General features: G+C 54.9%; 19 protein-coding genes and 1 pseudogene. 10 read left to right on the plus strand and 10 right to left on the minus strand.

All coding sequences use genetic code 11. The features are described 5' to 3' along the window. Positions 1-14: 14 nt before the first annotated feature. From QTA58_RS19180 to QTA58_RS19190, 3 genes are all read left to right on the plus strand, one after another. Positions 15-572, plus strand: coding sequence for a hypothetical protein (locus QTA58_RS19180; RefSeq protein ID WP_289670251.1), 558 nt, complete (start codon positions 15-17; stop codon positions 570-572). 369 nt (positions 573-941) lie between these two features. Next, the gene (locus tag QTA58_RS19185; protein ID WP_289670253.1) at positions 942-2,324 is read left to right on the plus strand and encodes a tyrosine-type recombinase/integrase; all 1,383 of its coding nucleotides are present in this window, start codon (positions 942-944) and stop codon (positions 2,322-2,324) included. A 169-nt stretch (positions 2,325-2,493) separates the two neighbouring features. After that, positions 2,494-3,216 (plus strand): hypothetical protein, encoded by a 723-nt coding sequence (locus QTA58_RS19190; RefSeq protein ID WP_289670255.1) that lies wholly within the window; start codon positions 2,494-2,496, stop codon positions 3,214-3,216. Between the two features lie 573 nt (positions 3,217-3,789). Here the strand turns inward: QTA58_RS19190 and QTA58_RS19195 are convergent. From QTA58_RS19195 to QTA58_RS19215, 5 genes are all read right to left on the minus strand, one after another. After that, positions 3,790-4,653, minus strand: coding sequence for a metallophosphoesterase (locus tag QTA58_RS19195; RefSeq protein ID WP_289670256.1), 864 nt, complete (start codon positions 4,651-4,653; stop codon positions 3,790-3,792). Between the two features lie 139 nt (positions 4,654-4,792). After that, positions 4,793-5,170, minus strand: a complete 378-nt coding sequence (locus tag QTA58_RS19200) for a hypothetical protein (RefSeq protein ID WP_289670258.1) — start codon at positions 5,168-5,170, stop codon at positions 4,793-4,795. 265 nt (positions 5,171-5,435) lie between these two features. Continuing rightward, on the minus strand, positions 5,436-6,125 hold the full coding sequence (locus QTA58_RS19205) for a LuxR C-terminal-related transcriptional regulator (protein ID WP_289670261.1): 690 nt from the start codon (positions 6,123-6,125) through the stop codon (positions 5,436-5,438). Between the two features lie 454 nt (positions 6,126-6,579). After that, a complete protein-coding gene (locus QTA58_RS19210) occupies positions 6,580-6,969 on the minus strand; it encodes a hypothetical protein (protein WP_289670263.1) in 390 nt (129 codons plus the stop codon). A gap of 232 nt (positions 6,970-7,201) precedes the next feature. Beyond that, positions 7,202-7,795, minus strand: coding sequence for a TetR/AcrR family transcriptional regulator (locus QTA58_RS19215; protein ID WP_289670264.1), 594 nt, complete (start codon positions 7,793-7,795; stop codon positions 7,202-7,204). 103 nt (positions 7,796-7,898) lie between these two features. Here QTA58_RS19215 and QTA58_RS19220 point away from each other — a divergent pair, with 103 nt between their 5' ends. Genes QTA58_RS19220 through QTA58_RS19230 form a run of 3 tightly spaced genes read left to right on the plus strand, consistent with a single transcriptional unit; the run spans position 7,899 to position 11,910 of the window. After that, positions 7,899-10,019: a molybdopterin cofactor-binding domain-containing protein gene (locus tag QTA58_RS19220; protein ID WP_289670265.1), complete on the plus strand. Its 2,121-nt coding sequence runs from the start codon at positions 7,899-7,901 to the stop codon at positions 10,017-10,019. Beyond that, positions 10,016-11,317, plus strand: coding sequence for an FAD binding domain-containing protein (locus tag QTA58_RS19225; protein WP_289670268.1), 1,302 nt, complete (start codon positions 10,016-10,018; stop codon positions 11,315-11,317). The genes QTA58_RS19220 and QTA58_RS19225 overlap by 4 nt, the downstream gene beginning before the upstream one ends. 11 nt (positions 11,318-11,328) lie before the next feature. Further along, a complete protein-coding gene (locus QTA58_RS19230) occupies positions 11,329-11,910 on the plus strand; it encodes a TIGR00730 family Rossman fold protein (protein WP_289670270.1) in 582 nt (193 codons plus the stop codon). A gap of 861 nt (positions 11,911-12,771) precedes the next feature. Here QTA58_RS19230 and QTA58_RS19235 read toward each other — a convergent pair. Then, on the minus strand, positions 12,772-13,419 hold the full coding sequence (locus QTA58_RS19235) for an HD domain-containing protein (RefSeq protein ID WP_289670273.1): 648 nt from the start codon (positions 13,417-13,419) through the stop codon (positions 12,772-12,774). Between the two features lie 390 nt (positions 13,420-13,809). Here QTA58_RS19235 and QTA58_RS19240 point away from each other — a divergent pair, with 390 nt between their 5' ends. Further along, on the plus strand, positions 13,810-13,944 hold the full coding sequence (locus QTA58_RS19240) for a hypothetical protein (RefSeq protein ID WP_289670275.1): 135 nt from the start codon (positions 13,810-13,812) through the stop codon (positions 13,942-13,944). Between the two features lie 89 nt (positions 13,945-14,033). After that, complete coding sequence (locus tag QTA58_RS19245; protein WP_289670277.1) at positions 14,034-14,438, plus strand: EF-hand domain-containing protein; 405 nt, start codon at positions 14,034-14,036, stop codon at positions 14,436-14,438. A gap of 1,345 nt (positions 14,439-15,783) precedes the next feature. Here QTA58_RS19245 and QTA58_RS19250 read toward each other — a convergent pair. After that, on the minus strand, positions 15,784-16,701 hold the full coding sequence (locus tag QTA58_RS19250; RefSeq protein WP_289670278.1) for an AraC family transcriptional regulator: 918 nt from the start codon (positions 16,699-16,701) through the stop codon (positions 15,784-15,786). Between the two features lie 95 nt (positions 16,702-16,796). Between QTA58_RS19250 and QTA58_RS19255 the strand changes: the two genes are divergently transcribed. Continuing rightward, entirely contained in the window at positions 16,797-17,768 is a 972-nt protein-coding gene (locus QTA58_RS19255; RefSeq protein WP_289670279.1) for an oxidoreductase, read from the plus strand. Positions 17,769-18,174: 406 nt separating this feature from the next. On the opposite strand, the gene QTA58_RS19260 is transcribed toward QTA58_RS19255, so the two are convergent. Together QTA58_RS19260 and QTA58_RS19265 are read right to left on the minus strand one after the other, a co-directional pair. Further along, positions 18,175-18,426 (minus strand): hypothetical protein, encoded by a 252-nt coding sequence (locus QTA58_RS19260; RefSeq protein WP_289670281.1) that lies wholly within the window; start codon positions 18,424-18,426, stop codon positions 18,175-18,177. A 163-nt stretch (positions 18,427-18,589) separates the two neighbouring features. Next, positions 18,590-18,835, minus strand: a complete 246-nt coding sequence (locus tag QTA58_RS19265; RefSeq protein ID WP_289670282.1) for a hypothetical protein — start codon at positions 18,833-18,835, stop codon at positions 18,590-18,592. Between the two features lie 241 nt (positions 18,836-19,076). On the opposite strand from QTA58_RS19265, the pseudogene QTA58_RS19270 reads away from it, so the two are divergent. After that, positions 19,077-19,304: pseudogene (locus QTA58_RS19270) on the plus strand (transposase); the annotation flags it as partial. A 290-nt stretch (positions 19,305-19,594) separates the two neighbouring features. Here the strand turns inward: QTA58_RS19270 and QTA58_RS19275 are convergent. Continuing rightward, the gene (locus QTA58_RS19275) at positions 19,595-20,812 is read right to left on the minus strand and encodes a hypothetical protein (RefSeq protein ID WP_289670283.1); all 1,218 of its coding nucleotides are present in this window, start codon (positions 20,810-20,812) and stop codon (positions 19,595-19,597) included. Positions 20,813-21,957: the final 1,145 nt, after the last annotated feature.

Genomic DNA, 21,957 nt, shown 5'->3' on the forward strand with positions numbered 1-21,957 from the left:
AGGGAGCAAAATAGATGTCCAAGATGCCAGAATTCGAGAAGATCAAGGCTCTTTTCACGACTTGGGTCGAGACGGGTGTACCGAACGGAATCGAGTACCCGAAGACGCAGAGTGCCGCCGTTGGATGGAAGTGCGAGCAGTTCGGCATCAGTGGTGTCGGGACGAAGACGTACTTCAACACGCGAAGCCCTGAATACGGGAAAATTGTTCAGGAGATCAAAGCTCTGATCGCCCAGCTCAAACCCCAGGCGGAGGTCCGGAAGCTTTCCCGAAACCAAGCGAATGTTCCCGCACCAGTCCCGGCCCCTGAAAACAAGCGTGTATATGTTCCTCAGGCGACCCGGACCTACCGCGCGCAAAGCCAAGCCAAGGAGTTTGAAGCCGAACTGATAGCTACCGTCACCCAGCTTCAACAAACCAGAGAAGCGCTTGTGTCCTCGGAGCTGAGTTTGAAAATAGAGCGGCAGACCACTGAAAGGCTGAGAGCCGAGAAGGCGAAGCTTGAGCAGGATAACGCGCAGCTCACCCGCTTACTCGCGGCGAAAACCGGCGTCCTTCACGTGGTCGAATGATCTATGGATATCGAATTAAACCCATTCGACATCGCTCGCGTCGAGGCGACGCCTGCCAAGGACGCAGGGTTCGACGAGAATCTCCCAGCGTCCAATCAGGCGCGGAGTAAGGTATTACTCAGCCGTCTAAGTGAGCTCCTCCGCACGTGCGATCCGGCCAATGTTCCCTCCTATAGAGGCCGGTTTTCACGCGTTTGGTTCGCGGAAAGGATCCATTGCTCCGTCTCGACGCTAACGACCAGTGTTCGGCTCCGAAAGGCCTTGAATGTCTGGGAAGAGAAGCATCGTAAGAAGATGGTTCCGACGGAGCGTCGAACGTACGATGATACAAACGTCGTTTTTCTCCGACGAAAGTCGACAGGGCGGATCTTGCGCGTTCCCGTGACGATCTCCCAAGCCGTCAAGGCGCAGACGAAAATTGTTCCGACGCTCGTTTGGGAAGACGGGATGGATGAGTGGGTTGCGGATTATGCACGACATCTCACCTTTCGCGTAAAGAATGGCACCTCCAGCGTCGAAGAAACCGTCAAGAAGCTCCGGCAATTCCGCCGGTTTCAACGTACGCACGGCGTTCAATACCATCAAGTCGATGATGACTTTCTGCTTGCCTTTCAGGGTGCAATGGAGAGCGACGGTCGATCCACGACGAAGCGCCGTGACGAGGTTCTCTCCGCGGTCCACGACTTCTTCAAGTGGGCCGATGGCAGGGGCCTACTGACAAATCATGTCCAGACAGCGCCTAAGGGCGAATATAGTGATCTGCCGGATGATTATGTGTTCCCTATATCCAGTGAGCAGGTGTCGGTATCCGGGCGGCATGGTCAAGCGTATGTGAAGTGGGTGTCTACACTCACGGGCGGAGCCGAGCACAGTACCTATGGTGCTCGACATACTCCGACGTCGTCCGAAGTTCTTCAGCTGGGGGAGATTGTCGAAACCCAGGGGCGTCACAGGGTCCGTAACCGGCTGATAATGGACTGGGCGCTACTCACCGGCGCTCGCGTGAGCGAAATCGTCCAGGTCCGCGAGAGCGATCTGCCGCCGTTCGATGATATCAGCGCATTCTTCTCGGATGACGGCAGTCCCAAGATGTTCGAAGTCTGGGTCGAGCGTAAGAACCGTGGCCGAAGCATGTTGCGCGTTCCCGACGATCTCGCACTCCGTACGGCGGAATACATCGCTTGTGATCCGGAACGGCTCGACATTGTCAACAGTGCTCTGGGTGGGACCTGTCGTAACGACAACTTCGTGTTTCTGTCCGAACGGACAGGCGATGCGCTGGTTACGGATAGCATTACCCGCATCTTCAGAGCTTTTTTCAAGCAGGCTGGCATCAAGAAGGCCAACATCCATCGCTTGCGGGCTAAATTCATCACCGAGAAGATCGAGATGCAACTGGATAGGTTGCAGGAAGGTGGCGTCTACGTCGATCCCACTTCGAACTGGGAAGAAACTGTGCTTGTGATGGCTGCGAAGGATATGGGCCACTTACATCCGGTCTCGCTCATGCCCTATCTGCACGACATTCTACAAAAGCGCCAAACCAAGGACGGGGAGCTCGAAGTCCGCTCGGCCGAGTCTCGGGCCCAATCGCTCAAAAGCTTCGTCAATCAGATGCAGTCTCGCCTTGAGACCCATGCGGGGTTGGCCGAGGTCGCCAGGTTGCTGGAAGGGGAAAAAGTCTCAGAGGCCATAGACCTATTGGGAGATGTGCAGGACCAACTGCGTGAACTCATTGGTATTCGAACGTAGTTTCTACCGATTCCAGTTGATGGTGTCTGGCCATGTGCCTGCTGTGAATAGGGCCGTGGAGGGCGGAGGCGATTCATAAATGTATTAGGCAATGTCATTTTTTTGGCTTGCCAAGGCCGCGTATTCAGCTGAGCATCATACCCAGTGAAGTCCATATGAACCGTTCCTCATGCCGCGTAAGGTTTTCGAAGCCAGCCTATTTCATCTTTCACCCTTTGCCGTCGAGTGGTTATTCCGGAGCGATAGGTTCAAAATGGACTATGCGTGTGCTCCATTCGAGGGCGGCCTGTTAATCCAGTGCGAGACACGATCATCTTCGAAAGTGCCTGATCACGGAACGCCCGAAATCGACCTCGTTCTTGGTCAATCGTTTTCTGGAGCAACACACTTATTTTTCCATGAGGGCGGTGCCGTGCTTCCCTTACCTACGCACGACAAGGAAACCGTGCTTTCAACCTATAAGGCTCCACCATTTTCGAAGAATTGCGATGACAGCGACTTCGCAAGAAGTGGGCACGAGGCCCTTTTGGACGAGCCTGAGTTCACTGCGGCGACACCAGAAAAATTCACGACAATGATCATGGATTGCGATCAGCGGCTCCGCCAGCGATCCCTACACAGCGCAAACCTCGAAATCGAGGATGATATCGAGTTCGCGTACAATCTCGCGTGTGGCGTGGAGTATGTGAAGCTAGAGTCAAACCAGAACTGGGTCCAATGCGACATTGCGATGAAAGAACTCGCTCAGGCGGTTGATGTCTACATTCGGGCGTTTGACCGGCTATACAGCCAAGAAAATAGGTACCTGGACGGTCTAATACTTGCTGCGAAGTCAAGGATTTTCCGTAGCTTGAGAGTTGAGGACGATTGGCGAAGGAGGCCTGTGATGTGACGGGCAAACCGGCGTTCTCGCGGACTTGCACGCCGCGATCTCGACGCTCCTGGTGGACCGTGATCACCTGCGGCAGCAACTGCACATCACAACAGCGTACGTGAGTGGAGGCTTCACGTGCGGCTGGAGGCCGGACGTCCAACGGCAAGATTTGATGTAAGCGTAGACTGTCCGGGGAGGGACGCACCCGCTGATATCCAATGTGCCGGTTGATCCTGGCTAGTCGAACAGCAAATTTACCGCATACTCTTTGAAGCATTGTTCCTGCGGTCGGTGGATGCCTCGTTTGGTGCGGCGTCGCAGTTTTCTGCGCATTAGACAGCTAAGGGCAGGGTTTGGATCTCCGCGGTGAGCGATCTGCCCGGGGCGAGCGTGCTGCTGGTCTGCGCGGGCAGCAAAATCCATAGTCTCGCGTTCCTGTTCTGCGCCTTGGAGAACCCCGCAGTTGGCCTGAGAGTCCGTGTACCTCAGCGCTACAACGAAGTATCCACTGAATGAACAGCAGGGATCGAGGCTATCACCGCTGAGAACATTTTTTCTCCTCTCTGACGGTGGGCGTCACTTACTGTTTGGCTAGATATTGATGACAAAACCCGCTTGGAAACCATTTTTCTCTCGCTCGTATGGATATCCGCGCGGGTTACAGACGATCCGGGTACTACCCTCGTAATAGTCGATGAAGCGGTGGATATGGCCATGGACCCATAGGTCGGGCTTTCCATTCCGGATTGTCGGTGTGAGGTCCGACGCGAATGCCGCGTTGGTTTCTTGCCCATGAAACTTCGGATCCAGAGATCTTGGCGATGGCGCATGGTGCGTGAGCACGACTGTCGTGCCGTGAAACGGCTTCGCGAGTTGCGCCTCGATGAATGCTCGGCTGGTAACGTGGCGAGTGATCAGCTCTCGGGCCATCAGCAATCCCGGCATACCGGTTTCGTGCCAGTCGGAACGGAATATCTCGCGGAAGTCCACCATGTATCGTTTGCAGACATCAATCGCCATCTTTCGACGATCCGGCAACGAAACCTCCTCTTTGATGCCCCATTCAATCTCGAAATCTGTCCATAGCGTTGCACCGACAACGCGCACGTCTCCGAAGACTTTGGTTTCGTTTTCCAGGACCGAAATCCGTGTTCCTTCGGTAAGGTTCCTGGCAGTCGCAAGGGCGTTGTCGATCGTGTTGCCGTAGCAATCATGATTGCCCAATACCATGAGCACGGGCATTATCGGCTCGACCCGCGTCACGAGGAAGTCGAGTGACATCTGGATGAAACCAGCGACGTCGCCAGCACATAGGCAAATATCGGCATCTGGGATTTCAATCGAGTTCGCAGGCAAACGCTCCGCGTGGGCGACGTGCAGGTCACTGACGATCCAAGCTTTCAAAAAGCACCTATTGTCATGGGATAGGAACAGAGAGAGTTCGGAACGAAACACGGCATGGCGACCACTTCACGCCGTTCTCCCCATCGTCGGAGACGCCGCAGACGGACCTCATCGGAATAGACCTCGCCAATGCTAAATGTAGCACAGTGCGATGTCGCCGATGAGAACCTCAGCGAGGATGGTCCGGCGGTCAGGCAGCCACGGTCTCTTCAACCGGCTCGAAAGCCCACAGCGTGGACTCGTAGAAAATGAAATCGTTTGGATACCGGATCGGTTTGTGCCCCTTACGCCGGATCTCGATGTTGACCACTTCACCATCCGGTCTGATCTCCACGCTGACCTGATCCTCCTCCTCAACTTGATTGTCTCTAACGAACTCGTGGATCCGTCCGAAAAACTGCAGCGCGCTGCCCTGGTCACCATCGAAATGCTTCTCCAGCGTTGCAGCCACCCATGCGAGGCCCCATCCTTCTTCGACACGACCATCAGCGTAGGTGCAATAGTGGTGCACGTCTTCGAACAGACGTACCGATTGAATGTTCACCGTCGACGGAACTAACTCGCTCATTCTTTCTTTTCCTCAATTCTGGCATGCTAGTGTTTGATAGATATTCAAAAAGAAAACACTGCGTGGTCGGCGCTCGCCGTAGGAGCACCGAGCCGTCGGGCCCAGGCCAACTTAGTGAGCGGCGTCTGACGCTTCAAGTCGGCCCCCCGTGATAGCCTGATGTCAGGGCCCGCAAAGAACGGCTCAACGTGATGTCGCCTTTTCCGTGTTCGATAGGCCGCGATCGGGCGAATGTACGCCACGATCGAGCCAAGGATACTGTCGTTCAATGAACGATTCTGAACGACTGCCGCTCCTGTGCGCGGCCTCCATCGCGTGTGATTTCGTGCATTCGAACGAGTTCGGCGACGGAGCGGGCTTTCATCTTCCGGACCATTTTGCCGCGGTGCACCTTTACCATAATCTCGCTAACTCCGAGATTGTAGGCGATCTGCTTATTCATCAGCCCGCTGGTCACGGCTTCAAAAACCTCCGTTTCCCTTGGTGTGAGGGTCGCTAGCCTCGAAAGAACCGCTCGGCGCGCCGACACGGCAGCAAACCGCTCCGCATCTTTCTTAAGTGCGTAATTCACTGCGTTGAGAATTTCGCCGCGATCGAGTGGTTGGAGGAGGAAGTCAACTGCGCCAGCCTTCATAGCCCTGACGCTTTTCTGAACATCGTTATCCTGGCTGATGAAAATCACTGGCAGATTGATGTCCAGCTGGCAGAGCCGATCATGGAAGTCGAGGCCACACCCGGTAGGAAGGCTGCTTCCAAGGACGATGCATCCGCGAGCGTCGTCGGCCACCGATGCCAGGAAATCACGCGGATCGTCAAAAGCCTGAGCCTCCAGTCCGTAGTCGGTAAAGAGGCGCAAAAGTGAGAGCCGGGTTTGTGGGTCGCCGTCGATGATGAACGCGGTCGCCTCGCGGAAGATGTCGAACCCTTCGGTTGTCGTCGCGGTTTGCAGTTCCATGGCGTTATTCTCCGAGTTGTGAATGTGTTTCGGTAGCCCATGAACTTTGGTAGACATCGGCGCGCCGAGCGAGTTCAGATGTGTTTTGATTTGCGAAGTAATGTTGGTGTTCGGTCGTGCTGGAAGTGCCGATGGCTGACCTATGCCGCGCTAAAAGTTGCCGATTGTTAGCGGTGCGGAATCGGGAAGGGCGGGGGGACAGCGTGCTACGGACAGGATGGCGTCCCAGACCCAGGGATCGCGCGGCTGATATGAGAAGGCGGTAACGGCGCGTCTTTGTATGTTTCCGAGCCGACGACCCTTAGGTGTAACCGCATCACCGCCTCGGCCTTGTTTTACCCCGAAACGCTAAGCGGCGAGCAGGGGATATCTCTGCTCGCCGCTCAGGTGCTCGTGGGTTGGTTAAGCTCTACGCTCACATCATCGTAGGCTTACAATCACTTGCGGGTGACCCTCACAGAGCCTTACGCAATATGATCAACTGTTCGATCTGCTCGTTGTGAAGGGTAACGTAGAACAGCAGGACGAGTGGCTCGGGAAGGCCGTATCCTTCGAAACTTCCCTTAACCTCGGCTGTGAGGATTACACCAGCGGGCCGTTGCCGGACATCCGACACCGAGATGTTCATGTTCATTCCGATGACGTCTCGCCTGCTCCAATCCTCGATGGAACATTTTCCTTGAAACTCTTCGAATTGGTCGTTCACGACCGCGCTTTCGGCGAATTGCTCCAACATTTGGACGACGTCGCTGTTGTTTACAGCCTGAAGGAAAGCTACGACCGCCGGGGGAAGGGCCCAAGAAGTGGCTGGTTGACACCGCGCTTCGGAAAGTTGCGAGTTCATTGATCGTGGCTCCTCGGAAACAATTTGCCTGGATCATACCCCGTGGAAGAGGCGGCTGGCATGTTAAGAACCGTTGGTTTCCGTTAAGAGCTGAATGAACAGAATGCCATGATCATGTCTGCGCACCCTGTCTGTCTGCCGTCCGTGACCGAAGATAGCGATGGCGTCGGCACAAGCTGCCGCATCCGGATATTTACGGAGACGCGAAGACACCGAAGATTTGCTGAACCTTTTATTTCTCTGGGGTTTCGTCCGGAAGAACATTACCAACAATGGCTTTGATCCATTCTGCGTCGATCGGAGCATAGGGTATCAACATCCTGTAGTAGAATGCGCCGAACAGCAAATCTAGGATGACCTCCCCCCTTTCGCGGATCACACCCGCCGCCGCCATTGCTTTCAAACCCTCTTCCCGACGGGGGCGTATCCAGCTTTCCCAGAAAGCTTGACGTAGCTGGGAATTGGACTGAGCCGCTCCAATCAGATGGCACAGGAGCTCTCTACGCTTGCTATCGAGAGCAGAGGCAAGGTCCGTCAGCGCGTAGATCAGGGTCTGGCGCAGCGTTTCGCCGTGGCGGTAGGCGATCAGAGGATGCAGATCCGCAAGAAAAGCATCCATAACGAGATGTGGGGCGCTGGGCCAGCGCCGATACAGCGTTGTCTTTGCGACCCCTGACTGTGAAGCGACGCCTTCCATCGTGACTTTTTCCGCGCCCAATTCCCGCGCCAGGCGTATTGCCGCGCCGCGTGCTTTTTCGCTGATTTCCTCCCTGCGCGGTCGGCCTGCTTGTTTAGTCTCTCCCACAGTTAACCTCGTCATATCCATCTGAACCCACTGTATAGGTAATCGACAGTTTCGCAACGCCGCGTATCGATTTATATTGCTTCGCTACGTATCGTATTGTATCATCGAACTTATGTTGGAGACCATGAGTATGATCGGACAATCCGTCGTCAAATGGGATGCCTATGACAAAGCGCGTGGCGCATTTTGCTATCCATCAGATTTGTCTCTGCCAGGCATGCTTCACGTCAAGGTTCTACGAAGCTCTCGCCCGCACGCGCGGTTAGCTGGAATCGAAGTGAAGGATGCGCTTTCTTCGGCAGGAGTGGCTTGTGTCCTTACCGCACGCGACGTTCCGGGCATCAACAGGTTTGGTCTCGTGACGCCTGATCAGCCGGTGCTGTGTGAAGAAATTGTTCGTTTCTGCGGAGACGCAATTGCGATCGTAGCAGCCGAGACTGAAGCACAGGCGCGGTCAGCACTGGCTAAAATTGATGTCAAATATGTCGATCTCCCAACACTATTCGACCCGCGAAAAGCGCTCGGTGCTGATGCGCCTCATATTCATGAAGGCGGAAATCTCTGTTCGGAACTGCGCCTTGGATTCGGGGATGTTCCGGCGGTTCTGGCCGCTTCGGCGCATGTGGTAAAAATTGCCTACGCTACTGGCCGCCAGGAACATGCCTATCTGGAAACAGAGGCAGGCATCGCATTCTACGATGAACAGGGCAGGGTCTGTATCACATGCGGCGGGCAGAACCCTTTTGCGGACAGGTCACAGTTGGCGATGATCCTAGATCTGCCGGAGGATCGGATTTGGGTGAAGCACCCGCCCATGGGCGGTGCGTTCGGAGGAAAGGAGGATCTCAATGTCCAAGCCGTTCTCGCGCTTGTCTTGATGCACACAGGTCGTCCGGCTCGCATGGCTTACGACAGGAGTGAAAGCATCGCGTTTTCGGTTAAGCGCCATCGCTTCGAAGTGGAAGTGGAGGTTGGAGCGGACTCTGATGGCAAAGTGACTGCTTTCCGAGCTGACATTCTAGTGGACACCGGAGCATACCGAACTCTCGGGCCCAGCGTTCTGACACTTGCTGCGGAACATGCACCGGGACCGTATAGGTTCGCTGCCTCCGAGATAAGCGGTCGGGTCGTGCATACGAACAATGGGAACGCATCCGCTTTCCGCGGTTTCGGCAATCCGCAGGTTATCCTCGGCATAGAACAGGCGATGGACGAGTTGGCCGGAAAACTTGGGTGTGATCCTCTTGAGTTTCGTTGCCACAACCTCCTTAAGAAGGGTGACCGTGCAGGCGCAGGCCATATCGTCACCTCGGATGTTAGCCTACATGGGTTGGCCAAACGAGCACGCGAAAGCGTTCTTCGTAGCCCGCCGGAGACCAATGGAAGCGTCCGGCGTGCAACCGGGTTTGCATTTGTATGGCAGGGTTTTGGGCTTGGGCCGGGCGTCGAGCAAGGTTCCACTGTGTCCATTCGGCGGGACAAGGACGACGGCTTTATTCTCGACTGCTCCGCCCCCGATCTTGGAGAAGGTAATTCAACGGCGTTCATGCAGATCGCCGCCGACACGCTCGGATGCTCGTTGAATGCGGTCCGGTTGAAGAACGGCTCGACCGACGAAATGAACGCCTGGTCTACCAACGCCTCGAGATCCGTTGCGGTGACTGGAAGTGCGGTGCTGTTGGCTGCGCGTGCCGTTCGGAAACGGATCGACGCGGGCGAGAACGGAGAGATCGAAGAAACGGCCCACTACTCGCCTGACTTGCGTCAGCGTCTTGTTATCGGTGCGCCGCACATCGACTACGCCTATGGCATCCAGTTGGTGCGCATTGCACTCGATACGGTCACAGGAGCAGTCACCGTTGAGGAGGCGGAGACATATCTCGATCCCGGCCAGGTGATTAATCCCGATGGTGTCAGCGGGCAGGTCGAGGGTGGCTTCGCACAAGGTCTGGGCTTCGCTCTATTCGAAGAACTTGCGCTTCAGGACGGAATGGTGCTGAACGACCGCCTTTCCAGTTATATCATTCCAACGATCCGGGACGTGCCCTCGAAATTACGCACGATTCTACACAGTACCCCAAGCCCCTCTAATCCGCTTGGAGTACGTGGTATCGCCGAAGTTGGTTTGACACCCGTAGCTGCGGCCACTGCGAACGCTCTGGCCTCTCTAACGGGTCGGCGTTTCGATGTGTTTCCAGTCCGTCCCGAAACCCTCCTTCCTTTCGCGAAAGGAGAGCGGCCATGACAATGTTTACGGTCAACGGCGTCGTTCATGAAACGCACGAAGGCAATCAAACCCTATTGGAGGTGCTACGAAACGAGCTTGGTCTTAGCGGTGCTAAACTTGGCTGTGGCGAAGGAGAATGCGGGGCTTGCACGGTACTACTGGATGGCAAGCCTATTTGCGCCTGTCTTCAGTTGGCATCTTCGACCCAAGGACACGATGTCCGAACCGTGGAGTTTGTGGCTGAAACCGAAATAGGCCGAGATGTAGTGCGTGCGATGATCACAGCTGGCGCGGTCCAGTGCGGATTTTGCACGCCCGGTATCGTTGTCGCCGCGGCAGGACAGGTGGCACTCGGTCTGCCTGACGGTTTCGATGCCGCTCTTGAAGGTAATCTCTGTCGTTGCACCGGCTATGCCAAGATTCGCCAAGCACTTGAGACGATCCCGACCGAACGGAAGACGCCCCTGGTGGTCACGACCAGGCGGGACATGCAGCTTACTTACGCGCTTTCCCGATTGGCCGCCGATTCCGGCATCATTCCGATTGCCGGTGGAACCGACCTGTTGGTTCGGCACGAGCATGATCTTGTCGATAAAAGGTTTCTCGACCTTACTAGACTTAATGAAACCGGTTTGGCCGTCATTCGGTGTTCCGATCAGGGATTGGTGATCGGTCCGCTCGTCACGTGGACCGATATCCTGTGCAACGCAGACGTGATGCGGGAAGCGCCATTGCTCATCGAAGCCGCACGCACTGTCGCCAGCGCTCAAGTTCGCAATGTAGGTACACTAGCTGGGAACATCGCGACAGCCTCGCCTGCAGGTGATGGTCTGGTCGCGCTGAGTGCGCTGGGTGTAGAACTGGAAATCTCCCATCAAGCGTATCAGCGCCGCGAGTCCCTCGCTGATTTTATCACCGGGCCGGGCCGCACGTCGCTCCGCCGAGGGGAGTTGATCACGGGAATCTTGATTTCGCGTCAGCCTCGTGGTGCTGACGTTCGCCAGTTCTTCCGGAAGGTTGGACCTAGACGTGCTCAGGCCATCTCCAAAGTCTCTTTGGGAATGGTGGTCAAAATAGAAAATGGCATCATCCAGTACCTGCGATTGGCCTTTGGTGCTGTGGGACCGAGACCGATGACGTGCCCGACAACCACGAGCTTTCTCTTGGGCAAGGCCATCAACCAACCCAACCTAGAACGCGCGAGCGAATTTCTCGTCAAAGAGATTTCTCCGATCAACGATCACCGCTCGACTGAAATCTATAGACGCGAAGTGGCAGTCCGACTGCTTTCAGACGCTTTGCTGCAATTTACCTGAAGGAACATTTCATGCGCATCTGTGTGTTCAGCGGATCAAGTTTTGGTCGATCGGAGACTTATCGGAACGCTGCCGTGAGCTTGGGCCGGACAATCTCTCGAAAAGGCCTCGGGTTAGTTTACGGCGGTGCTTCTGTCGGCTTGATGGGGGCCGTCGCCGACGCCGCGCTCAACGAAGGCGGCGAGGTCATTGGCGTCTTGCCCCGAAAGCTTGCAAATCAGGAAGTGGGACATCGCGGATTGACCAGGCTGCATCTGGTTGACTCAATCCACGAGAGGAAGGCGATGATGGCCGACCTGTCAGATGGTTTCGCAGTCTTGCCGGGTGGGATAGGTACGCTGGAGGAAGCCTTTGAAGTGTGGACATGGTCACAGCTGGGCTTCCACAGCAAATCGGTCGGCCTGCTAAACGTAGACGGGTTCTTCGATGGATTGAACGGTTTTCTGGACAGTCTTGTAACCGAGCACTTTCTAAAGTCTGTTCACCGAGAAATCCTACTCTGCGAATCTTCTCCGGAGATGTTAATCGATAAGCTCACGACTACGCGCGTCCCAGTCGCTCCTAAATGGATTGGAATGCCGGAAGCGCGGTAGTCCTATGCGGAGCTATTTCCCTCCGCGCGGGCTCACAAAGCATCCGCTTCTGGACGTGATCCTGCTGGTGCTAGGCATTCTAGGCTTGCGTCGCTGTTATAGCGAGCGGCAGTGGTTCGGATAGTTGCCGCAAATTCGCACGCAAACCTATCGTCATCTCGGTCTAATCCGTTTGGATCGGAGTATGGGCCGCCAGCGGATTGGAAGAAGCGTGGAGCCTGTGCGAAAGCAGTCGCGGTCGTTTCCCACATATGATTGCCGACCAGGGAGCTGGTCTCGCGGCCGAGGTACTCCTCGCCTGAGGCGGTCTCTCCTCGTGAAGCGAGTTCTGCCTCGATTGCGAGCATGTCAGTATGACTCCCGTGTTCGCGAGTTCGCTCCAAAGCTGGGGAGTCGACAGCCCCGAGTGATCTTTGAAGGCCGTCGGCTGTGCTACTTGCGCCGAGGCGGGCGAAGGCGGGCTAGTTGTGCAGTAAGACAGGAAAAGGCAGACAAGTTCCGTCAGCGCGCCAGAGGATTAAGCGGTTGTCGTCCACGACATGAATTGTAGCGATCGGTTGAAAAAGGCCGCCCCTCCGAAAGGGGCGGCCTGCGGAGCTTCTCCGCTGCTTCGGATTGGGAGGGGCATGACCGAAGCGTGTCGCCTTGCAGGTTCGGGAGGAGGGGAGGCGACGCTTGAAAACTACCGCAGGGAGGACCTTCAGGGCAGCTATACATGAGTTTGCTAAGGCGTGCTGGACTAATGAGGTAGACTGAAGCACCACGAAAGTTTTCACTATGACTATTCCATAGGGATGGCCGCGTGCGGGCAAAAGAGACATTGCCCTCGAATGGCGCGAGCAGAGCCACGCAGCCGCCCGGTCACTCTTCGAAAGGAGCTTCGAGCACCATGTCCACTGCGGACGGCGCTGAATACTTTGCGACGTAACGGTGACCGAAGTCTGCTAGAAAGCTGCCGTAACTGGCTCCTGGAGCGCTCTCGACCATGTGGCAGAAGCAGCGGATCATCTTTTGCTTCATTTTAAGGCGCGGAAAGAACTTTATGATCGATTGTATCTCAGCCGCAGGAATGACTTCATACTGGAACCCCACCACGTCCAGTCCTATTCCCGCCGTACAAAGGGCCACCTCAGATTCCTTAAACAAGCCAATCGAAGGCGTCGAGTTCAGGGCTACGCTGTCCCAGATGAGCTGGGCGCGGCGCGTGTCTAGTCCATTGTCGATCGCAAACGCGCGAGCCAGATCAGCCGCTTCTACCTCAAACCTCCGGGGTCCCACGAAACTCTCGTTCAATGTGATGTCGTGCAACAGGGAGCCCAACGCCACGACCTCCCTGTCATGCTCAATGCCCTGAATGTCAGCTATCCTGACAGCGAACAGCCACGAGCGCACAACGTGGTTGAACAGATAAGGTTCATACCGTCTGCGCGCGTATTCGAACGCCGTTTGAACGACGTCGGTCGCCGGAACGGTGACACCGGCAATGGTTTGAAAACTGGTTGATTTCACGGTCTTGCCTTTGATCTTTGGTCGCGTTGAAGTGGTGTCAGCAGGAACGGAGGCGCGATGACCATCCCGATGCCGATGCTTGTCGCGGAGTGGCTATATGTCCGGCAGATCCTCGACAGCCACTTTGATCATAGGTCGAGAAAGAAGGGGCTATAAGTATACGTAAGGCTGGTATCGAGCGGACTGATCTATCGAGTCATCCATGTCCCGTCTGAGACGTTTTGGCGGATCTACTGTTCCGGCAATGCGCGAACAGAGTGTTACTATACGTATATCTATCAGAGCCCTCCAGTAGCGCTTACCTTCGCCGAAGGGTTGGATGGCCTTGGTACGCATCAACATTGATAGGCGTATCCAACTCTTCACCAACCAACAGCAAAGGATACGGTCATGTTTTGGATTGAATGGGCTCTGATCGCCGCGCTGATGACAACGGCTATACTGGCTGGCGTGGAGGCGTATATGAATCGGCTTCATGTCCCACTGCCGGTAAAGGCAAAGAAGGACTCCTTGCCTAAAAATTGAAGCCAATGCCCGATGCTAGGCGCAAATCGTCAAGCCTCACACAAGATCTCTGTCGCACTGGAACAATGCAAACAAAAAAGGGAGATTCCATGCGCGTAGGATCAGCTTCCGAAATTCACCAGCTTTTTATGCCTCGAACCAAATCAAAAGATGCCTCCGGTACTCCCGAAGAGCAGGCGAGTTCGATTCCACGGGTCAGTGGGGGAACTCCGGTCAACGATGAGGTAGTAGCCGCTTTCCTCGCCAAGTTGGCGGAGAGCAACTTCAACCGCGACGACACCAACGGTGATGGAATTGTCTCGCGGCAGGAGTACATCGACGACAAGATGGAGCGCCGACCGAACGGCTACCAGCCGCAGATCGAAGATGTCCAAAAGACGTGGAACGAGCTCGACAAGGACGGGAAGGGCCAGCTGAACGAGCAGGAGTACACTCAAGCTTTTGGCTCGGTCTTCCGCGTGACCCGTGGAACTATCGAGAAACCGATTGGCTGAACAAAGCAGTTCCAGCGTCAGCCGTCGAGCGATGCGACGCTGGACTGAACCGTTATTCCGCTTTCAGAGGGCAGCCAGTTTTACCTGGGGTCTTGTCGGCAAAGATGGTGTCCGCCGTTCTGATGAATGCGACTTCAATCAAGAACCCCATTCGCTCATCTGAATTCGAGCTTTCGAAGCCAGAGGGCCCTATCTGATTTAGTCAAACGCGCCCGCCAAGGACCCTAGCCCCGCTTTGCATCAGCTGGGCGTACGACCGCCAGTTGACGCCGTCTGCCCTATTTACCATTGCGATGAGTGGGTCTTTCAGGAGTTCGTCAAGTGTGAGCTCACCAGACGGGAGCACTTTATTGCGACATGCGGATGGTTCCTTTCTTGTCCTGGCTGGACTCGGAAGTGCATCTGACGCTTTTTCGATGTGACCTTCTTCGGCGAGTCGGTTGATGCCTGAGGCCCGGCTAAGGCTGGTTATGTTCAACTGTTCAAGACCGTTCGATTTCGCAAAGGAGGCTGCCATTTCTGACAGATCGTATCTGATTTTCTCGTGAGCCTCGGCATGCATCGGGGAGATTTTAGTGGCGTGTTCGTGTGTGGCGGGCGCAGACATAGGCATCCTCTTGCGAAAGAAGTGAAGGTTGGAGGCGGGGCGCTAGCCCTGCGGTCTGTCAGCCATAATGTTTAACGCCCGGACAAACGCGCACCAGCATACTTGCGTACACCTATGAAGGTTCTGAGCCTCTCTCGGATCGGCAATCTGCTTAGCGCGCAAGTATCGCTGTGGCGTCATCCGATTGGGCGATGGTGAAGTTGAGGTAGAGTTTAGGAACCGCATCAATCGAGATCGGCTTTTGGATGGCCTCTTTCACATGTTGATGCGCCGGACGTGTCTGGATCGAACCGAAACAGGTGTTCGATCATCAAGCGCGGACGTCTCTTCTCCCTGGCATATCCGCCTGGGCTCTCGCGAACTCGAAGGCCATCGGACGCATTGGGCAGTGAGGGATGTCGACCTGCTGGATACTCTGGATAGCCGGAGGATCATAGATAGGTCGCAGGTCAGTCTTTTTGCACCGTGCGTCCGCTCATCCAAAACAGCCCGCGCCGCTGAAAATATAGTACATCCTCGGTTCTTCGAAGTACCGTTGCAGCCTGCTGATCGGCGATTGATGTCCGCCATGATGCCGTTTTCCGCTCCGTTCACCCGCGTCCCGCTGAATGGGAGTCTTGTTCTTGGACACTGCCTTCTTAGAGGCGGGCTGACACTTAAAAGGGTACCAGGGGAACAAGATGAACGCCACGCTGCGAAACCTGTAATGGGATCACGTACACGGCGAGCAAAGCTCCGCTAAAGCAAGGTACTCGCCTGTCTGTGCATGCGAGGCGAGTGGCCGTAGTGCTGCCTGAACCTCGCGCTGAATGCGCTCTCGGAACTGAACCCGAGGGCATTCGCGATGTCGCCGATCGCTTGGCCGCCTCGCCGCAGAGCTCGGCTCGCAAGCTGCATCCGCAGCTCCGAGAGGTACTCCATCGGAGATGTGCCGATGAGAGTCTTGAATCGCAGGGCGAAATTCGCTCGCGACATGCCCGCAATGTTGGCAAGCTGAACAAGCGTCCATTGCTTGCCTGGTTCAGAATGAAGCGCGGCCATGGCCCTGTCGATTCGAGGATCGCGCAGCGCCGCGGCCCAGCCGGATCCGATGCGCTGGTTAGCAGTCAAAAATGCTCGAAAGCCTTCCACTATTAGCACGTGCAACAAATGGGAGCGAATAGAAGTCGACCCAGCCAAGGGGTGTTCAATCTCTCCAGCGAGCTTATCGATCAACCACGCAATAGAATTGGAGCCAGGTGTGTCTGCCGGAATGTGAATGAGCGTCGGAAGATCCTGCAAAAGTGGCCGCGCTAAGCTCTCGTCTATGGTCATTTTGCCTCCGATGACGAGAAACTCCTCAGATAGTCCGTACTTGGCAACACCCTGTGACACGTTCGCAAAAACTGTAGAAGCAAGGTCGGGCTCGCGATCCAAGTCGCTGGCCATGACAAAGGAGACGGACCGGGTAAGGATAAAGCAGTCACCCTGCTGCAGCAGGAGTCCTTCCTGCATATCGGCGGTCTTAAGCCATGCCTCGCCTTTGACGACCGCGTTGAACTTGAGACCATCGAATGATGAGGTCAGAACCGACCAGTTCCCGCCTGCGCTCAGTCCGACAGAAACATAGCTCTTCGCTTCAAGCAAATCCAGGATGTTGGAAAGGGAGTCGTTCATCAGACGATTGCGATAATTTCTCAGACGATACTGCGTTGATCGTCTCATGGTCGCTAGGTAATGTCCAGTCAAGAGTAGATAAAGCGAGGACAGCAATGGCGAACTTGAAACAGGCACCATTAAACAGCGGTTATGGAGCTGCGACGACTGCCCGAGAGGTAGCCAAAGGTATCGATCTTTCCGGTAAGACGGCAATCGTGACCGGTGGTTACTCCGGATTGGGCCTGGAAACGGCCCGTGTATTAGCAGAAGCGGGAGCCAACGTCGTCATTCCCGCGCGAGACACCGCGAGAGCGTTAGCTTCGGTGGCAAACATAGAAAACGCCGAAGTAGATGAGCTTGACCTGATGAACGCGGCCTCGATCGAGGCTTTTGCTGAGCGGTTTCTGGCTTCGGGAAGGGCCCTCCATATCCTGATCAACAGCGCAGGCATCATGGCGACTCCGCTGATGCGCGATAGTCGCGGGTACGAAGCGCAGTTCTCGACTAATCACCTTGGTCATTTCCATCTGACCAAAAAACTATGGCCAGCCCTAGCAGAGGCCCATGGCTCCAGGGTTGTAAGTGTTTCGTCCGGGGGGCACCAAATTGCGCCCGTCGATTTCGACGACATCAACTTTGAACGGCGACCCTATAACAAGTGGATAGCGTATGGCCAATCGAAGACTGCGAACGTGCTTTTTGCCGTCGCTCTAGACAAACGGGGCGAAAGACAAGGAATACGAGCTTTCGCGCTTCATCCCGGCACGGTCCTCGGGCCGCTGGCTCGGCATCTCACTGAGGACGAGATCAAGGAGTTCGATGTCTACGATGACCAGGGTAGGGTGATCGTAGATCCGGAGCGGGATCTTAAGAACGCAGAGCAGGGAGCCGCGACCGCCGTTTGGTGCGCGACAAGTCCACGCCTTGCTAGTCTCGGAGGTGTTTATTGCGAGAACTGCGATGTCGCCTCGGTGACGCCCGAGGACGGCTCGTCACGCTTTGGCGTTAATAAATGGGCTATCGACGACACCGCTGCAGAAAGGCTTTGGATTGTCAGTGAAAGGATGATCGCTACAAATAGTTGAACGCGAATGTGATTCCCATACGTCAGACACTCACCGAACCTTGTGAGTGTGGCCTATAGCGAAGTACATTGCGACGAAGCCAATTTCATCTTGTCACTCCGCCTCAACGGAGGCGGATGTGGCGGCGGACATTCATCTGCAGTTCGTGACTTGACGCATATCGGCCGAGCAGTTGTACCAACCGCTTTTGCTGGGTTTCGTCAATTCCTACCCGAATGCAATATTCGGCCACTTCCCACATATCCTGAACTTGTGATTTATTGGATTCTTTATCTGACATTGAAAGCAAACAGCCGTAAACAAGGCCCCTGATCGCGACAATTCATGATCTTGGGCTTCTGCTAGGACGGCCCGCTGCAAGTCGTGAACTTGCGAGCGAGCCATAGTTCATTGTGTTGAAGATCGCTCAGTTTGGGCGTACTGCTCCCTCGTAGTAGTCCCCAGAGTCGGGGAGGCTGCGGTTCGTGACATTGGTGGGGCCCACGACGCGGGAGATCGATCCGGAATAGCCGAAACTATGCTTTGCCACGTCGTCGGCCGCCGAGTTGCGATCGATGCCTTCGTAGTAATCGCCGCTGTCAACCGGGAGAGCAGCAACGGTTGTGGTAACCGCAAACAATATTCCGAATGTCGCTGCTGTTACGCTCATGATGTTCATAACGGACTTCCTTTGATAAGAGAGAGCAGACATTTGTATGCTCGTTGAGTTGCTGAGATCGATGGCGGGATAACAGGCTCTCGGTGAGCCTGGTCCAGAGGGACGCTCTCGTAACGCTAGTCACGTCGTCGCGTTGAACTGCCATCGGCGACTGACATCTTGTTTAGTGATTGCTAGACTGCGATCGGTCGGTCAGTTTCAGTGAACGATCGGGCTGAAGGAGGTAGATCTCGCGGTAACGGTTACCGCCGCTGTAGAAGTCATGAGTAACGACGCTTCCGACCGGTGCCTTCTGAAGCCTGGAGTGCGGTTGGCCACCGTAGGTGATGCTGCCCGGGATGGGCTCAAGTGCGGAAGCAGAGGTTGCCGACAACCCGGCGAGGGTAAGTACGCTTATGAGGATTTTCATTTTTCGTGTCTCCTGTTTGGCAGGAAGCATTTCCTGCATTGACGAGAAGACTATCGTACGGGGAGCGGCTTTTTCCGAGTTATACAAGGGCTTAGCTATACGAAAGCACAGACCGAGGTGCATGCCAGCTACGCTAAAAAAGGAGCGGGAACAAAGCTCGCAAAGCAGCGGGTGTTGATTTGCGCTGAGAATTGACCCCGGGGGGATGCAGACGAAAACTTAGACCACCAGGAGGTGGTTCATGTATTCCCATGCAGACAGAATTCGCGCGGTCGAGCTGTATATCAAGCTCGGCAAGCGGGTTAAGGCGACAATCCGCCAATTGGGTTATCCGACCAAGAATGCGCTTAGGAACTGGTACCGCGAACACGAGCAGCATTGAGACCTGCGCGTTCGTTCTGTGGCTCGCGCGCCGAAGTTTTCCCGGGCCCAGAAGCAGGCTGCGCTTGAGCACTACCGCACTCACGATCCCGTAGCATCGGCTGACGGGGATGCGATGTTTACCCATAGCAGCGTCGCGATACATGAAACCAGAACGTTTATAGATGTGCTGAGCAGCGGCGGCGACGCTAGCAACCTACCCCCCGCACATCTATCCCTTGCGGCGTGGCGTTCGGGCTGTCCCCATGTCTAAGAAAGAGAACATGAAAAAGGAGGCCTCAAGCCTCCTTCTAGTCGTTAGATGCCGATTTCGTCACTCTTAAACATGCTAATCTCCTTCCGTCTCTCCAAACCCTAACGCCAGTGGCCGTAGAGTAACTACGGGTCCGCTTCGCTTTTAACAATAGGCGAATTCTCGCTTGAATCAAGGGCTTTAGCGGCTGGCCTATCGAACTTGAAGAGCTCATACCGCTTGGCGGGCTGCATATTATCTATTTCTTGAACCACCGTCTTCTCATTGTACCGGAGAACTGTCGGTAGCTTTTGGTTGTTGCTAAGTCGGTTTATCGTAACCTCGCCTGAGGCATCATCTTTCATTCGATTGACGATCGTGACGGAAAACGACCTGCAAAAACGCCGTGAGGTGAAGGCGGCGGGCTCTTCGGTTTTGAACCAAGCCCAATACTTCAAAGTGAAGCATTTTTCCATTCTTCCAACAGTGAACTCCTCTTTGAATTTTTTGCTGCTGTTAAGCTCGATGTTGAGGGGACCGCTGCTGATTTTTTCCGTACCGTCGACTACTAAGGAAATGACTTGTCCAGCCAGAACTGGACCTTTGCCTTCCTCGAACTTATCGGGCCTAATTTCGAAATTGGTGTCGTCTTTAGCCTCTACGTCACCGAAGAGATTGACCAGAGTCGTGTTAACAGTGACATAAGCTCGATAGGCATCATAATCGGGATTGTATTCAATGACCGTTATTTTCCGCTCAGTCCTGGAGCTAACAAATCCCAATTTCTTGATGTCGGAACTGAGATGCTCAAGTGCAGCGTTACGAAGTTCTGGGTCAGCTTCCACCCGGGCAGCAAAAAGGAATCCAATACGATCTTTGAAATCCTCTCTATGTGGTAGGCGAAGTGAAACCAAAGCTACCGCAAAGCCGATCACGGTGAAGAATGCCACGTTGACGCCCCAAGAAACATAGAACTCTTGGGTTACCAGAGGTACGCCCTGGACGATGAAGCGGCGCATTGTGAGTGTTACAAGTAAGGTGAATACCCACAACCGCATAATCATCAAGAAACGGGGATCATCGACGTCGATCTTGAGGTGCTTTATCTCCGATCCTTTGGCCTCTGCGACTTTGGCCACGAATCCTCTGTTCACCAAGTAATTGATGGTTAGGGCCAACACGCAGATAAAGGCGACGCCCAATGTCTGCGTCAGCGTGTGTGGCCCTGAAAAGTAAAAGATTACGGCTCCAGTCAATAGCATGTATAGAGAAAATGCTGCCAGAGAGTGTCGCAATCGCGTGAAGAGCACAGCAATGAAAATTGCCGAACCAACCGCATGTGCGGCGTCTTCTAAATAGTTCAAACGCTTCCCCCAAGGTTATCATAGTCCGCCAAGTGTTCGCGTCAGCGACCGAGCGTGACCGTGAAATCGCAGTTAGCCCGCGCCATATTTCAATCATGAAATTGATGAAGATTTCGGTTTGAGACATGTTATTCTCGCCAATAAATTTTCCTGCCGACCAAGATAATTTGATGGTCCTCGCAGGCGCGATTCCGGAACCTGAAGAGGCGGCAGCTGCGCCAGAGAAACAGCACACGTACAACCCCCGGAAGCGAAATTACGGACAGAGCAAACGGGGTAAGTGACCCAGCAATCCTCATAACGACGAATCGAGAATGCGCAAATGTGGGAATGTTCTGGTGTCCGAGAGCTAGGAGATCCCGGCTGTGCTGATCAATGGACATCGCGATTTTATCGGCCCGCTAGTCACACCCTGACACCTACACCATGCCCGGCCCTCAAGCCGATTGATCATTATCGAGGAAGACGGTGGCTACGGCTTCCAGCCAAAGTGCAGTCGAGCATGGCCTTGTCGTCATACTGTCGCCTTGGAACTGCCGACGCCGAAGCCGAAATGAAAATCCGAGATCTTGTGGCAAGCCTCTTCGGTACGGCGAGGCTGGGGAGAATGCCGAAATCGACTCACGGGTGAATGACCGCAATCGGCGTATCGGGGTTCCGAAGCCTCAAGGCCTTCACCCGGAAGAGGCTGCCGGGCCGCCGTGGTGTCATCTGAAGGCGCATTGACAAATTCAGTGACGCGCCACAGCCGCCTGTTTGCGTTCTGCAGTTGCTCAGAGCCTCATCACGCCGAATTCTGTATTCAAGTCTAAGTTGTCAAGCATGCGCATAGCAGCCGCCGTGAAGCGCAAGGCGGGTTTGACGGTCCAACTAGCCGCAAGGTCTGTGTCGCCCCAACGCCGATGTCTAGGATGTAGCTCATGCGCTTCTGAGTCCGCTATCCAAAAACCTACATAAGCAGTGGTCGCCCTGAGCACCGCGGCTAAATCGGCTGTAGAGTGGTCAACCCCATCCCCGTCACAGTGGAATATGAAAGTCGTGCCGTTTTCCTCTCCACAGGGTTCTTTTCTAACAAACACGCCGTCAAGGTAGCCGCGACTATGTCCCAGCTTAAGAAGCGGATGGCGTCCGAAGTGGAAGTAATG

Source organism: Neorhizobium sp. CSC1952 (assembly GCF_030378245.1).
Lineage (GTDB): Bacteria > Pseudomonadota > Alphaproteobacteria > Rhizobiales > Rhizobiaceae > Neorhizobium > Neorhizobium oryzae_A.

Excerpts from the sequence above, each read along its gene's own strand:
- QTA58_RS19215 (WP_289670264.1), bottom strand. The coding sequence starts at position 7,795 with ATGGATATGACGAGGTTAACTGTGGGAGAGACTAAACAAGCAGGCCGA.
- QTA58_RS19210 (WP_289670263.1), bottom strand. The coding sequence starts at position 6,969 with ATGAACTCGCAACTTTCCGAAGCGCGGTGTCAACCAGCCACTTCTTGG.
- QTA58_RS19230 (WP_289670270.1), top strand. The coding sequence starts at position 11,329 with ATGCGCATCTGTGTGTTCAGCGGATCAAGTTTTGGTCGATCGGAGACT.
- QTA58_RS19245 (WP_289670277.1), top strand. The coding sequence starts at position 14,034 with ATGCGCGTAGGATCAGCTTCCGAAATTCACCAGCTTTTTATGCCTCGA.
- QTA58_RS19255 (WP_289670279.1), top strand. The coding sequence starts at position 16,797 with ATGGCGAACTTGAAACAGGCACCATTAAACAGCGGTTATGGAGCTGCG.
- QTA58_RS19220 (WP_289670265.1), top strand. The coding sequence starts at position 7,899 with ATGAGTATGATCGGACAATCCGTCGTCAAATGGGATGCCTATGACAAA.
- QTA58_RS19225 (WP_289670268.1), top strand. The coding sequence starts at position 10,016 with ATGACAATGTTTACGGTCAACGGCGTCGTTCATGAAACGCACGAAGGC.
- QTA58_RS19240 (WP_289670275.1), top strand. The coding sequence starts at position 13,810 with ATGTTTTGGATTGAATGGGCTCTGATCGCCGCGCTGATGACAACGGCT.
- QTA58_RS19250 (WP_289670278.1), bottom strand. The coding sequence starts at position 16,701 with ATGAACGACTCCCTTTCCAACATCCTGGATTTGCTTGAAGCGAAGAGC.
- QTA58_RS19190 (WP_289670255.1), top strand. The coding sequence starts at position 2,494 with ATGCCGCGTAAGGTTTTCGAAGCCAGCCTATTTCATCTTTCACCCTTT.
- QTA58_RS19265 (WP_289670282.1), bottom strand. The coding sequence starts at position 18,835 with ATGAAAATCCTCATAAGCGTACTTACCCTCGCCGGGTTGTCGGCAACC.
- QTA58_RS19260 (WP_289670281.1), bottom strand. The coding sequence starts at position 18,426 with ATGAACATCATGAGCGTAACAGCAGCGACATTCGGAATATTGTTTGCG.
- QTA58_RS19180 (WP_289670251.1), top strand. The coding sequence starts at position 15 with ATGTCCAAGATGCCAGAATTCGAGAAGATCAAGGCTCTTTTCACGACT.
- QTA58_RS19205 (WP_289670261.1), bottom strand. The coding sequence starts at position 6,125 with ATGGAACTGCAAACCGCGACGACAACCGAAGGGTTCGACATCTTCCGC.
- QTA58_RS19200 (WP_289670258.1), bottom strand. The coding sequence starts at position 5,170 with ATGAGCGAGTTAGTTCCGTCGACGGTGAACATTCAATCGGTACGTCTG.